At 67.8% G+C, this 13,696-nt stretch carries 10 protein-coding genes and 1 tRNA gene; 3 read left to right on the top strand and 8 right to left on the bottom strand.

Annotated features, from left to right (window positions below; genetic code table 11):
- Positions 1 to 38: 38 nt before the first annotated feature.
- The 4 genes from glcF to C8J30_RS10595 all read right to left on the bottom strand — a co-directional run bounded on the left by glcF (position 39) and on the right by C8J30_RS10595 (position 4,977).
- The gene (glcF, locus tag C8J30_RS10610) at positions 39 to 1,322 is read right to left on the bottom strand and encodes a glycolate oxidase subunit GlcF (RefSeq protein ID WP_110805828.1); all 1,284 of its coding nucleotides are present in this window, start codon (positions 1,320 to 1,322) and stop codon (positions 39 to 41) included.
- A complete protein-coding gene (locus tag C8J30_RS10605; protein WP_110805827.1) occupies positions 1,322 to 2,395 on the bottom strand; it encodes an FAD-binding protein in 1,074 nt (357 codons plus the stop codon). The genes glcF and C8J30_RS10605 overlap by 1 nt, the downstream gene beginning before the upstream one ends.
- A 42-nt stretch (positions 2,396 to 2,437) precedes the next feature.
- The gene (locus C8J30_RS10600) at positions 2,438 to 3,868 is read right to left on the bottom strand and encodes an FAD-linked oxidase C-terminal domain-containing protein (protein ID WP_110805826.1); all 1,431 of its coding nucleotides are present in this window, start codon (positions 3,866 to 3,868) and stop codon (positions 2,438 to 2,440) included.
- A gap of 296 nt (positions 3,869 to 4,164) precedes the next feature.
- Positions 4,165 to 4,977: an SseB family protein gene (locus C8J30_RS10595; RefSeq protein WP_110805825.1), complete on the bottom strand. Its 813-nt coding sequence runs from the start codon at positions 4,975 to 4,977 to the stop codon at positions 4,165 to 4,167.
- A 305-nt stretch (positions 4,978 to 5,282) separates the two neighbouring features.
- Here C8J30_RS10595 and C8J30_RS10590 point away from each other — a divergent pair, with 305 nt between their 5' ends.
- From C8J30_RS10590 to kdsA, 3 genes are read left to right on the top strand one after another with little or no spacing between them, the layout of a single operon-like run.
- On the top strand, positions 5,283 to 5,936 hold the full coding sequence (locus C8J30_RS10590) for an ABC transporter ATP-binding protein (RefSeq protein WP_110805824.1): 654 nt from the start codon (positions 5,283 to 5,285) through the stop codon (positions 5,934 to 5,936).
- Positions 5,920 to 7,815: a capsule biosynthesis protein gene (locus C8J30_RS10585; protein WP_110805823.1), complete on the top strand. Its 1,896-nt coding sequence runs from the start codon at positions 5,920 to 5,922 to the stop codon at positions 7,813 to 7,815. Before C8J30_RS10590 ends, C8J30_RS10585 begins: the two co-directional genes overlap by 17 nt.
- A gap of 14 nt (positions 7,816 to 7,829) precedes the next feature.
- Entirely contained in the window at positions 7,830 to 8,663 is an 834-nt protein-coding gene (gene kdsA / locus C8J30_RS10580; RefSeq protein ID WP_110805822.1) for a 3-deoxy-8-phosphooctulonate synthase, read from the top strand.
- A gap of 62 nt (positions 8,664 to 8,725) precedes the next feature.
- On the opposite strand, the gene C8J30_RS10575 is transcribed toward kdsA, so the two are convergent.
- The 4 genes from C8J30_RS10575 to C8J30_RS10560 all read right to left on the bottom strand — a co-directional run bounded on the left by C8J30_RS10575 (position 8,726) and on the right by C8J30_RS10560 (position 13,651).
- Positions 8,726 to 9,898 (bottom strand): BaiN/RdsA family NAD(P)/FAD-dependent oxidoreductase, encoded by a 1,173-nt coding sequence (locus C8J30_RS10575; RefSeq protein WP_110805821.1) that lies wholly within the window; start codon positions 9,896 to 9,898, stop codon positions 8,726 to 8,728.
- A gap of 86 nt (positions 9,899 to 9,984) precedes the next feature.
- Positions 9,985 to 10,061, bottom strand: a tRNA-Asp gene (locus C8J30_RS10570).
- Between the two features lie 84 nt (positions 10,062 to 10,145).
- A complete protein-coding gene (locus tag C8J30_RS10565; protein WP_110805820.1) occupies positions 10,146 to 11,138 on the bottom strand; it encodes a sugar-binding transcriptional regulator in 993 nt (330 codons plus the stop codon).
- Positions 11,135 to 13,651, bottom strand: coding sequence for a putative bifunctional diguanylate cyclase/phosphodiesterase (locus C8J30_RS10560; RefSeq protein WP_110805819.1), 2,517 nt, complete (start codon positions 13,649 to 13,651; stop codon positions 11,135 to 11,137). Before C8J30_RS10560 ends, C8J30_RS10565 begins: the two co-directional genes overlap by 4 nt.
- Positions 13,652 to 13,696 lie beyond the last annotated feature (45 nt).

The following is a 13,696-nucleotide window of genomic DNA, read 5'->3' as shown; positions in this document are numbered from 1 at the left end:
GGTCGGGTCTCCCTGCCTAGACTGCGCCTTGGGCAAGATTATGGCAAGGACGCCAGCCGCGGCGGTTTCGGCCCGCCGGTGGCCCAGTCGAGAAGCTCGACCGTATGCACGACGGGCAGCCCGGTGCCCGAGCCGATCTGCATCATGCAGCCGATATTGCCGGTGGCAATCAGCTGCGGCGCGGTGGCCTCGAGCGTCGCGACCTTGCGGCGTTTCAGTTCGCCCGAGATCTCGGGTTGCAGCAGGTTGTAGGTGCCCGCCGAGCCGCAACACAGATGGCTGTCGGCCGGTTCGACCACGGTGAAGCCTGCGGCTTTCAGAAGATCCTTGGGCGCGGTCTTGATCTTCTGGCCATGCTGCAGGGAACAGGCGGCGTGATAGGCGACGCGCAGCGGTTTCGGCGCCGTCTCGGGCAGGCCGATCTCGGCCAGAAACTCGGTGATGTCGCGGGCAAGGCCTGCTACCTGCGCGGCCTCGGCCTGCAGCGGGGTCGCGGCGAAATAGCTGCCGTAATCCTTTACCGTCGTGCCGCAGCCCGAGGTGTTGATGATGATCGCATCGAGTTGCCCCGCCGCCAGATAGGCGCGGATGTTGGCTTCCGCTTGCCCATGCGCCTCGGCCTCTCGGCCCATATGGTGGACAAGCGCGCCGCAACACCCCAGATTTTGCGGAATGACCACTTCACAGCCGAGCCGCCGCAGCAGCCGGATCGTCGCGTCGTTGATGTCGGTATCGAGCGCCTTCTGCGCGCAGCCGGTCTGCAGGGCAACGCGGTAGCGCCGATGCCCCTCGGCCGGGAACACCTGCGGCTTCACATTGGGCGAGGGCTTCGGCAGGCTTTCGGGCGCCATCGCCAGCATCGCGCGCAGCCGCGCATCGGGGACAGCCTTGGCGAAAGGTTTCGCGAGCCGCGCCGCCGTCATCGCAAGGCGGAACCGGGTCGGATGCGGCACGGTGAAGGCCAGAAGCGCGCGCAACAGCCGGTCCATCAGCGGCCGCTTGTAGGTGCGGTCCACATGCGCCCGGGCGTGATCGATCAGATGCATGTAATCGACACCCGAGGGGCAGGTGGTCATGCAGGCGAGACAGCCCAGACAGCGGTCGATGTGCTTGGCGGTGCGGGCATCGGCGGGGCGGCCGGTTTCCAGCATCTCCTTGATCAGATAGATGCGCCCGCGCGGACTGTCGAGTTCGTCGCCCAGCACCTGATAGCTGGGGCAGGTGGCGGTGCAAAAGCCGCAATGCACGCAGCTGCGCAGGATCTGGTTGGCGCGGGCGATCGCGGGATCGGCCAGCTGCTCGGGCGTGAAATTCGTCTGCATCAGCCCATCTTTCCGGGGTTGAAAAGGCCTTTCGGATCAAAGCGCGCGCGCAGGCCACGGCTGAGCGCGGCAACCGGGGCGGCCTCGGGTTCGAAGGCCGCAAAGGCGCCGCGCAAGCAGGTGGCATGGCCCGCATAGGGCGCGGCAAGCCTGCGCGCGTCGGTGCCGGGGGCCACCAGCGCCCAGACCAGCCCGCCGCCCCAATCCAGCACCGCCTGCCCGCCCAGCCGCGCCGCGACCTGCGGCCCGTCCGAGGGCTTGACCGAGAACCGCCACAGATCGCCCGGCCGACCATGGAACGGCGTAACCTCGGCCAGATCGCGCCAGAGGCCCGCACCGTCTTCGCGCATAACCTTCGGCGCCCAGGCCGCCAGCACGTCGCACAGCCGCCCAGCGCGATAGGTCACGGATTGCTCCAGCCCCTCGATGCGGACAATCGCCCCCACCCCGGGCAGCCATCCGGCGCCCGAGACATCGAATTGCGACCCCAGCGCCGCCGCCAGAACCTTGGCAGCCTCGGTCAGCGGCACATCCATCACCAAGGTCGCCTGCGCGGGCGCGGCGGGCAGCAGTTTGAAAGCCACCTCGCTCAACACGCCCAGAGTGCCCCAGGACCCGGCCATCAGCTTCACCAGATCATAGCCGGTGACATTCTTCATCACCCGACCGCCGTTCTTCACCACGGCGCCGGTGCCATCGACAAAGCGCAGGCCAATCAGACTGTCGCGACAGGCCCCCGCCTGCACGCGGCGCGGCCCGGACACATTCGCCGCGACCACCCCGCCGATCGTGCTTTCGCCCGCAGCGCCCAGCACAGCCCCCCAGCGCGCGGGCTCGAAGGGCAGCCGCTGCCCCTCGGCGGCCACCGCCGCCTCGATCTCGGAGAGGGGCGTGCCCGCCCCGGCGATCAGCGTCAGCGCGCCCGGCTCGTAGAGCGAAATCCCCGAAATCGCCACCTGCAGCGGGTCACCGGCCAAAGCGCCGACCGGCCGCGTGCCGCCGCCGACGATCCGCAGCGGGCGCGTGGCCCCCCGCACCGCCTCGACCAGCGCCTTCTCGCTTTCAACCTTCATCGACCCTGCCTTTTTCTTGGTCCAAATACGCCCCGGCCGACCTCAGCCACGCCGCGACGCGCTGACATCCAGCGGAAACACCTTCGCCGCATTCAGCAGCCACTTCGGATCGAAGACATCCTTCACCCGCATCTGCGCCTCCAGATCCGCGGGGGCGAATTGCACGGTCATCAGATCGCGCTTTTCGATGCCCACGCCATGCTCGCCAGTCAGACAGCCGCCTACCTCGACGCAAAGCTTCAGGATCTCGGCCCCCATCCGCTCGCACAGCTCCTGCTGGCCGGGCACGTTGGCGTTGTAGATGATCAACGGGTGCATGTTGCCATCGCCCGCGTGAAAGACATTGCCGACCTCCAGCCCGAACTCGCGCGAGATCTCGCCGATCCGGCGCAGCACCATCGGCAGGGCGGAAACGGGGATCGTCCCGTCAAGGCACATGTAATCGCCCTTTTGCCCCATCGCGCCAAAGGCCGATTTGCGGCCCAGCCAGATCCGTTTCGCCTCCTCGGGCGATTGCGCCTCGCGGAACTCGACCGGGTCGTGGCCGGTGGCAATCTGCCGGATCAGGCCCAGCTGCTCGGCGATCTCGGCCGGGCTGCCCTCGCATTCGACGATCAGAAGCGCCTCGCAATCCGGGTAACCGGCATGGCAGAAGGCCTCGGTCGCCTCGATGCAGGGGCGGTCCATGAATTCGATCGCGACGGGCAGGATGCCCGCGCGGATGATGTCGGCGACGCAGGCGCCCGCGACCTCGTTTGACGAAAACCCGATCAGCACCGGGCGCGCACCCTCGGGCTGGCGCAGGATGCGCAGGGTCGCCTCGGTCACGACGCCCAACTGCCCTTCCGAACCGCAGACGACGCCGAGCAGATCAAGCCCGCCCGCGTCGCAACAAGGCCCGCCGATCTCGACCACCTCGCCCTGCATGGTGACCAGTGTCACCCCCAACAGGTTGTTCGTGGTGACGCCGTATTTGAGACAATGCGCGCCGCCCGAATTCATCCCGATATTGCCCGCGATCGCGCAGGCGAGCTGGCTCGACGGGTCGGGGGCGTAAAACCAGCCCTCGCCCTCGATCGCGCCGGTGACAGAGAGGTTCGTGCGCCCGGCCTCGACCCGGATGAAGCGGTTCGCGTAATCGACCTCCAGCACCCGGTTCATCCGCGCCAGCCCCAGCACGACGGCATCGGCCGAGGGCATCGAGCCCCCCGCAAGCGAGGTGCCCGCGCCGCGCGGCACCACCGGCACGCCCATCTGGTGGCACAGCCTCAGACAGGCCGCGACTTCGGCCGTGGTGCGCGGCAGCACAACCGCGAGGGGCGCGCAGCGATAGGCCGAGAGCGCATCGCATTCATAGGCCCGCGTCTCGGCCGGGTCGTCGATCACCGAATCGCGCGGCAGGAATGCCCGCAAGCGTTTGACGATCAAAGCCTTCTCGGCCAGCACCTTGGCGCTGGGAAGGGGCATCTGCATGGCGTTCTCCTCCGCTCCGGTCAAAAGTTATGACCAATTATGCGGATTCGCGCAACCAAAACGATGAGCGCCGCCGTTTCGGGCGGAACAGGAAAGGCACTGCCTTTCCCCGCCCGGCAGAGACCACCGCGTCACGGGACCAGCTGCCCGATGCGCGGCAGAGGCCGGCGCCCGACCCGGCGGGCGAGAAGCGCCCGCCATGGGCGGGGCGGGCGCTGGCCGAGTGCTTTGGGCACTCGGCGTCGACAGGGCACCTGTCTCGCATGGCCGCGTCAACAGCCGCGGCCAAAGCCCGCTCAGCGCAGGATCGGCGGCTTGTCCGGGTCCATGCCGGGGGCGGTCAGTTTCAACTCCTGCACCTCTTCCACCACGCGCTCGGGCAGATGCAGCACCAGACCCTTTTCGAGCAGCACCGCCGCCGCCGGATCGGCCGCGTCAAGGAAGGTCACATCAAGCTCCCCGGCCTCGAGGCCCGAAAACATCAGCGCCTCGCCCATCGCCTTCGCAATGCCGGGACGGGCGATCTCGGGGGCGCCGAAGAAGGCCAGCACATGACCGCGACGGCCTCCTTCCCAGAGCACAGACCCCAGCACCGCCTCGGTCGCAAGGCCCGCAAGCTGCTCGAATTTCGCCTCGAACGCCGGAAGCAGCAGCGCCAGAACCGCGGGCGAAAGCCCCGGCCCGGCAAACTCCAGCGGCCGCGCCGCACCGGCCTCGGGCACGTGGGTCAGCGTGTGCGTCAGCCACTCCAGCGCCTCGGGCGGCAACAGCATCGCGCTGTCGGCCACGCCAAGGTTCACGCCAAGCCCGACGCCCTCGCCCGCCAGAACCTGCGCAATCACCCGACCGGGCAGCGCCGCATAGGGCACCGGCTCTTCGGAAAACGAGGCCAGCCGCTCTTCGGTATCAAAGGCCAGCACGAAATCGCCCTCTTCGGTCTCGAAGACCTGCGGGACGATGTCGTCCTCCGCGTCGGGCTCGTTTTCCAGCAGCACGAACAACTCTGCATCGGCCAGCCGGTCGTACACCGCAAGCCGCAGCGCTTCGTTTTCGGGCTCGGCCTCCATCGCGGCATGGGCACGGTCATAGGCGGTCGGATCGGATGTCATCGCGGGCTTCCCTTCCTTCGGGCGCGCGCCGACAGGCCATCGGCGCCAGATTGCATCAGGCTTCCCGTAGTGCGCCCCGCCCCCGCGGGCAAGCGAAAGGCACCCCTGACGCGGGTTTTCCGCGCACCGCCTCATCGTTTCGTGATGCCGCTGCAATCGGCGGGGATTGTAGACGAATAAGCCTTTCGGACATATTCTCGCCCAAATGCGTCCTTAGGCATCGGGTGTCTTTTGGCGGTTTGTTAACCTCAACAGGGCACGATGCACCGACCGGGGCAAGAGGCGGCACAGCAGGCCGGGAAGCGATGCTCGAATTCGACAACGTCAGCAAGTCCTTCTGGACGGGCAAGCGGCGCAAGGTCATTCTCGACCAGGCGTCGTTCCGTGTCGAACTGGGCAATTCGCTCGGCATTCTGGCGCCGAACGGCACCGGCAAGACGACGATCATCAACATGATGGCGGGGCTCGAAAAACCCGACGAGGGCGAGATCCGCAAGACCTGTCGGGTGTCCTTTCCGCTGGGCTTCATGGGCGGCGTCGTCTCGAAGCACTCCGGGCGCGAGAACAGCCGGTTCATCGCGCGTCTTTACGGACTTGACCCGGATTATGTCGAAGCCTTCTGCCGCTGGCTCTGCGGGCTGGAGGAATATTTCGACATGCCGGTGGGCACTTACAGCCAGGGCATGCGCGCGCGGTTGACCTTTGCGCTGCTCTTGGCGCTCGAATTCGACATCTACCTCATCGACGAGGGCATGCCCTCGACCACCGATGTGGAGTTCAACCGCAAGGCGGGATCGATCCTGCGCGACCGGCTGAAGGAGGCGACGGTGATCGTCGTCTCGCATCAGGCGAAGACGCTGGAGAAATTCTGCCGCACCGCGGCCGTGCTGCGCGACGGGCAACTCTACATGTTCGACACTCTGGAAGAAGCGAAACGGATGTATGACTACCACTCCTAAGGCGACCCGGTATCGCATCCGCCGCGAAACCCCGATCCTCGCAGGCAAGCCCGGCCAAGGTGCCGATCTCGCCCCGGTCGAGGATCTGCTGCGCCGCCGTGCCGAGCGGATCGAGACCCAGACGGAGCCCGCGGCTGCGCCCGCGCGACCGCCGATGGCGGAAAGCGCCGTGACGCCGCCGCAGGCGGCAACCACCCCGCCCCCGCCGCGGCAGCAGCCCCGGCCCGAGCCGCTTTCGGGCGATGGCAGCGAGCTGTTTCAAACCGAGGAAGACGGCTTCGGCGACGCGCCCTTCCCGACGGCTGCGCCGCGCGCCGCGGCCCCGCAGGTGCTCGCCCCGTCCGAGATGACCACCGACGAGGAAATCGCCGTGATCCGCAGCGAGGGCCTGACCGGGCGGCAGCTGCGGCTGGCGCGGCGCACGGCGCAAAAGTACGGCATCGAAGCGACCTCGGATTTCGAGGCGGTGCTGCTGCTGCGCCGCCGCGGCATCGATCCGTTCGACCGCAATGCGCTGATGGCGCTCGAGCGCGCCGATGCCGCAAGCGTGGCCCAGGCGGCCTCGATCCCGACGCCCGGCGGGGTGCGGGGCGGTTCGGCCACCACGCAGGCGCTGGCGCGGATCGACGGCGCTGGCGCCGACACCCGCGTGCAGCTGCCGCAGACGATCACCCCGGCGCAGGTTCCCGCCCCGCCGCCCGGACCTTCGCCGCTTGATGAGGGCACGAGGGCGCGGGAAATCATCAAGATCCAGCGTGACATCGCCAAGCGCAGGCGGCGCCGGATCGCGCTGCTGACGGCGCGGCTGGCCTTCTTCGTCTTCCTGCCGACGCTGATCGCGGGCTGGTATTATTTCGTCGTCGCCACGCCGATGTATGCGACGAAGACCGAATTCGTGATCCAGAAGGCCGACAGCATGGGCGGCGGCGGCTCGGGTCTGGGCAGTCTCTTCTCGGGGACGCAGCTGGCCACGAACCAGGATTCGGTCACGGTGCAAAGCTTCCTGCAATCGCGCGACGCGATGATGCGGCTCGAAGCGGACAAGGGCTTCAAGGCGCATTTCTCGCAGCCCTGGATCGACCCGATCCAGCGGCTCGACCCCGGCGCCACGAACGAGGCCGCCTACAAGCTTTACAAGCGCAACGTGAAGATCGGCTACGACCCGTCCGAGGGGATCATCCGGATGGAGGTGATCGCCGCCGATCCGGCTGTCTCGAAGGCCTTTTCCGAGGCGCTGATCTCCTACGCCGAGGGGCAGGTGGACAAGCTGACCGGGCGGCTGCGCGAAGACCAGATGCGCGGCGCCCGCGAAAGCTATGACGATGCCGAGCAGAAGGTCTTTGCCGCGCAGGCCAAGGTTCTGGGCCTGCAGGAAAAGGTCGGCGTTCTCGATCCCGCCGCCGAGGGCGCGGGCAAGATGGCCCAGGTGAACGGCTTCGAGACCGAGTTGCAGAAGAAACGTCTGGAACTCGAGCAACTGCTGGACAACCCGAGCCCGTCGGCCGCCCGCGTGGCGGGGGTGAAGGGCGATATCGCGCGGCTCGAAAGCCTGATCGCGGATCTGCGGCGCAAACTCACCGAAAAATCCGGCAGCACGGAATCGCTGGCTTCGGTCACCGGGCAGCTGCGCATCGCCGAGGCGGAGCTGGAAACCCGGCAGGGGCTTCTGGCCGCGGCGGCGCAACAGATGGAAGTGGCGCGGATCGAGGCGAACAAGCAGGTGCGCTACCTCGAGATGGGGGTGCGGCCGGTGGCGCCGGACGAGCCCACCTACCCCCGCGCTTTTGAAGACACGCTGCTGGCGTTCCTCGTGTTTTCGGGTATCTACCTGATGCTGTCGCTGACGGCCTCGATCCTGCGCGAACAGGTCTCGAGCTGATCCCGGAGAAAAACATGAAAAACGTGAGCATCGGCCGCCTGACGGTCGGCAATGACCTGCCCCTGACGGTGATCGCCGGGCCCTGCCAGCTGGAAAGCGTGCCGCATGCGATGATGATCGCCGAGGTGATGGCCGAGGCCTGCGCGGCGGCGGGGGCGCAATTCGTCTTCAAGGGCAGTTTCGACAAGGCGAACCGCACCAGCCTGAAGGGCAAGCGCGGCGTCGGCCTCGATGCCGGTCTCGCGATCCTCGACACGGTGCGGGCGAAGCTTGGCTGCCCGGTGCTGACCGACATCCACGACCCCGAACAGGCGCGGATCGCGGCGCAGGTGGTCGACGTGATCCAGATCCCGGCGTTCCTGTGTCGGCAGACCGACCTCTTGATCGCGGCGGGCGAAACCGGCCGGGTGGTCAACATCAAGAAGGGCCAGTTCCTCGCCCCTTGGGACATGCCGAATGTCGCGGAAAAGGTCGCCTCGACCGGCAACGAGAAAATCCTGCTGACCGAGCGCGGCACCTCCTTTGGCTACAATGCGCTGGTGGCCGACATGCGCGGCCTGCCGGTGATGGCAAAGACCGGCTATCCGGTGATCATGGATGCGACGCATTCGGTGCAGCAGCCGGGCGGGCTTGGCGGCGCCTCGGGCGGGCAGCGCGAGATGGCGCCGGTGATGGCCCGCGCGGCGGTGAGCCTTGGCATCGCCGGGGTCTTCATCGAGACGCATGAAGCCCCCGATACCGCGCCGTCCGATGGTCCGAACATGATCCCGCTCGATCAGATGCCGAAGCTGATCAAGACGCTGATGGGTTTCGACCGGCTGGCCAAGGCCGATCCGATCCGGCTCTGAGCCGGTTCCGCTTCTTCTTGGAAAAATACGCGCGGGGGTGCGGGGGCGGCAGCCCCCGTCCCTCACCCTGCCCGCCGCGCGGCGACGGCCAGCCCCGCTGCGCGGCCCGATGACCAGGCCCACTGGAAGTTGTAGCCACCCAGCCAGCCCGTCACATCGACCGCCTCGCCGATGACGTAAAGCCCGGGCACATCCTTCGCCTCCATCGTGCGCGAGGACAGCGCCGCGGTCGAAATGCCCCCCGCCGTCACCTCGGCCTTGGCAAAACCCTCGGTCCCGGTCGGATGCAGGGTCAGATGCGTCAGATGCTCCGCCGCGCGCTCGAGATCGGCGTCCGAGCAATTGGCGAGTTCCTTTTGCAGACCGATCCGCGCCACCATCACCTCGGCCAGCCGGTTCGGCAGATGCTCGCTCAGCGCGGCCCGCAACCGCGCGCGCGGCATGCGCTGGCGCGCGGCACGCAGCAGATCGAACGCATTGGGCAGCAGGTTCAGCACCAGCGGCGCGCCCTCGTGCCAATAGGACGAGGCTTGCAGAATCGCCGGGCCCGACAGGCCGCGGTGGGTGAAGAGCGCCGCCTCGGTGAAAGACACCGTGCCGACGCGCGCCGTGACCGGCAGCGACAGGCCCGAGATGTCGCGAAAGGCCTGCGCCTCCTCGCCCAGGGTCAGCGGCACCAGCGCGGGCCGCGGCGTCACCACGGGCAGGCCGAAGCGTTCGGCGATCTGATAGGCGATGCCCGAGGCCCCCATCTTCGGAATCGACGGGCCGCCGGTGGCGATCACCAGTTGCGCGGCCTCAACCCCCGCGACGCGGAAGATCCCGTCGGCATGGGCAATCTCGCCGATCCGGGTCGAGAGCCGGATCTCGACGCCGCCCTTTTCGCATTCCTCGAGCAGCATCGCGAGGATCTGCCGCGCCGAGCCGTCGCAAAACAGCTGCCCCAGCGTCTTTTCATGCCAGGCGATGCCGTAGCGATCGACCAGCGCGAGGAAATCCCATTGCGTGTAGCGGGCCAGCGCCGATTTCGCGAAATGCGGGTTTTCCGACAGGAAACAGCCCGCCGTGGTCCCGGTATTGGTGAAGTTGCACCGCCCGCCGCCGGAAATCAGGATCTTCTTGCCCGCCGCCTCGGCATGGTCGAGCACAAGCACCCGCGCCCCCGCCTGACCCGCCGTCGCCGCAGCCATCAGCCCGGCAGCCCCGGCCCCGAGCACGATCACATCATAGGTCATGCAGCTCTCCCCCCGATGGGCGCAAGCCGCCCAGTCTTCGGCCCAGAAACCCAAAAGCCCCCGCTTGCGCGAGGGCTTTTTGAAAGTGGCGCGGTTGACGGGGCTCGAACCCGCGACCCCCGGCGTGACAGGCCGGTACTCTAACCAACTGAGCTACAACCGCGCATTTCTCCCGGGCCGTAGCCTCGGGCGTGGGAGGCTTCTACGCATCCCCGCCCCCCCCGTCAAGCGGGGAAACGCGAAAATTTCACGGCAGCAGCGCCGCGTATTCCGCCTGCTCGTCATCATCGAGCAAAGCCACCGCCGTGCGGCTGTCGGTCACCAGCTCGCGCAGCAGATGCGCCCTGAGCGCGGCATGCAGCGCGGTGACCTTGTCAACCCCGCCTGCAAGACCGATCACGCGACGGCCACGGAAATCGCTGGCCGCGGGCGAGAGCGTGCGGGCCGCAAGCGCACTGGGCAATTCGTGGCCCTCGTCATCGAAGAACCGGCCGAGAATCTCGCAAGTCGCGCCGCGGGCCATGATGTCCGACAGATCCGCATCGTCGATCATGCCGGATTGGTGCAGCTGGTTCTCGGAGGCGCCGCGACCGATGCCCACCACCCAGACCTCGGCCTGCTGCGCCATCTCGAGCACCTTGCGCACCATCGGCTGACGCAGCAGATCGGCCGCCTCCTCGGGCGTGGCGGCGTAAAGCGCGGTCGGGCAGGGAAAGGCCTGCGCCCCCAGACGCTGCGCGATCTGGTTCATCACCACATGCGGATAGGCGCTGTGGGCAAAGGTCAGCTCGCCCAGAAGCGAGACGAAGCGCAGGCCGGTCAGCCGCATCTCGGGCAGCTGCGCCACCATCGCGGCGATGGTGCGGCCATGCGACAGTCCGACGACGGCGGGCGCGTTGCGCGCCTGCAAGAGCCGCACCAGATGCCGGGCGGCCGCGGCGGCGATCACCGGCACCGGATCGACATCGCCCGGCGCCATCGGCGCGATGCTGACCGCCTCAAGCCCGAATTGCTCGCGCAGGCGGCGGCTCAGACGGCGGATCAGCCGCGCCCCCTCGGCGCTTTCGGGATGCGGCACGGCCTCGGTCGGCCCCTGAGCGAGCAGCGCCTGAACCCGTTCGGACGGCAGGCCGAGCCGCCAGCCGATCTCTTCGACCGAAAGCCCGCCGATGTCATGCAGCCAGCGGGCCCGCGATTCGGGCGTATCGGGATGGGGAAGCCTGTGCGGTGGTGCGGTCATGCGCCTGATCCTCCGACGCCGGCAGTGGCGACCGCGCGCAGCGGCTGCATTCCGGCAAGATAACGCGCCTCGAAACTGCGCAATGACAAGGGCCGCCCCAGCAGGAACCCCTGCATCGCCGGGCAGCCCTCTTCCTTCAGAACCCGGTATTGCGCCTCGGTCTCGACCCCCTCGGCGATGGCGCGCAGATCGAGCGCGCCAGCCATCGCGAGGATCGCGCGCACCAACGCGCGTGCGCGCGCCGGTTCGGGGCCGTCAAGACCGCGCACAAACGAGCGGTCGATCTTGATCTCGGCCACCGGCAGGCTTTGCAGCACACCGAGCGCCGATTGCCCGGTGCCGAAATCGTCGATCGCAATCTTGTAGCCCGCATCGCGCAGCCGTTCGAGGTTGCGCTGCTGGCGCGGTCCCGGCGCGGCAAGGCCGGTCTCGGTCAGCTCGATCGTCACCTGATCGGGGTCAAGACCCACGCGCATCAGCCGCTCGGCAAGATCGGCATGGCCCGGCTCGTCGAGCGTCGTCGCATTGATGTTCACCGCGAGCGGCAGGCAGATCCCTTGCGCGGCCCAGGTCCTCAGCATCTCGCCCGCAAGCCGCATCACCTCCAGATCGATCGCCGCGACCAGCCCGTCGATCTCGGCCACCGGGATGAATTCAGCGGGCGAGATCGGCCCCAGCTCGGCATCGGTCAGACGCAGCAACGCCTCGGCGCCGATCAGCCGGACCTCTTGTTCGATGGCGAATTTCGGCTGCAGATGCAGCTCGAAGCTGCGCTCTTCGAGCGCGCGATGCAGCGCCTGCGCCACCGCCGTGCGCCGCTCGAACTGCGCGCCAATCTCGGGCGAGAACACCGTCACGGTGTTGCGCCCGCGCGCTTTCGACTGATGCATCGCCATGTCGGCCGCGCGCAAAAGCGCCTCGGCAGAGCTGCCGGGCGCCAGAGTCAGCGCGACCCCGATCGAGACGGTCAGGAAGCATTGCCGCCGTTGCAGACGCATCGGCCGGGCGAAGGCGCGCACGATTTCCCAGCTGCGCGACTCGGCTGCAAGCGCATCGGCACCCGGCAGCAGAACGACGAAATCGCCCTCGCCGGTGCGGGCCAGGATCGCCCCCTCGGGCAGGCCCTGTTCCAGCCGCTTCGCCGCCGATTTGATCAGCTGATCCGCCGTCTCATGGCCCAGCGTGTCATTGATCAGGCGGAAATTGTCGAAGTCGATGCACAAGACCGCCATCGGCCGCCCCTCGCGGGCAAGCTCGGTCAGTTTCTCGCCCAGAAGCCGCATCATGAGATAGCGGTCGGGCAGGCCGGTCATCAGATCGTGGGTGGCGATGAACCGGGCATTCTCGATCGACTGTTCGAGTTGCTGGCGCAGCTCGTGCAGCCCGGTGATGTCCGACAATGACAGCAGCAACCGCCCGTCCCCGATCTGAGACGGCAAGGGCACCAGATCCACCTGCAGCACCCGCAGCCGCCCGCTCCGGCGCAGGCTGATCCGCACCGGCTGGCTCGCCTCGCCCTCCTCGATCGCCGAGAAGAGATCGGCGCGGCCTTCCTCGAGCGACAGAACATCCGCAAACGACCGCCCGGTGATCTCGGCCAGACCGATGCCGATCAGAGAGCAAGCCTCGGGGTTGGCGAAGCTCACACAATCATGCGCATCAAGCACGATCTTGCCATACGGCATCGCATCAAGGATCGTCGTCAGCCGGTCGCGTTCGCGTGCCAGCGCGCCCTCGAGCGTCGAGACCGCGGTCATGTCGAGATCGCAGCCCATCATGAAGCACATCTCGCCCGCGGCGTCCCAGCGCACGACGCGGCAGAAGGACAGGAAGGTGACCCAGTGCCCCGCCCGGTGCCGCGAGCGCGACAGATATTGCACGAGTTCGCCCCGGTTCAGCCGCGCCTTCATCTCGGGAGCCTCGAAGCCCGCGACATCCTCGGGGTGGCTCATCCGCGCCCAGTCGTCATGCGTGAAGGGCTCGAGATCAGTCGGCCCGTAGCCCAGCCGGTCCTTCCAGGACGCGGCCACACTCAGCGCGCCGCTGCGCAGATCGACATCCCAGCATGAGGTCGGCGTCATCCCCGCGCTTTCCAGCGTGCCGCGCACGACATGCAGCGCCGCGTCCAGACGGAACATCCGCCCGGGTACCGTGCGCGGCACAGGTTCGCCCACCTCCTCCGCCGATTGGAAGCAGGTCAGGATGTAATCCTCGCCCACGCCGCCCCAGCGCAGCCGGAACAGCGCGCCGCGCAGCGGCGAGCGGTTCGACACATCAAGACCCAGCTGCGAGACATCGGCGCCCGCGGTCAGGAACAGGCGCAGATCTGCGCGATCATCTGGGTGGAACAGCTCGGAGAAGGCTTCAAGATCAAGGGGCGTCTCGCCCACGCCCAGACCAAGCACAACCTGCGGCCCAACCGGACCGGCCTGAATGCGCCAATGCATCGCGGCGGCGCATTCGAGCGCCAGAACGCCCGATACCGGCTCGGAACGGGGGTTGCGAACGGCCAAATCTGTCTCCGGGTTCTCCCTATCGCCTGAAACGATAACACCAAT

It is taken from the genome of Rhodobacter viridis, from assembly GCF_003217355.1.
Classification (GTDB): Bacteria; Pseudomonadota; Alphaproteobacteria; order Rhodobacterales; family Rhodobacteraceae; genus Rhodobacter; species Rhodobacter viridis.
The sequence above is the reverse complement of the archived record's forward strand: the minus strand, read 5'-3'. Positions and strand labels throughout refer to the sequence as shown.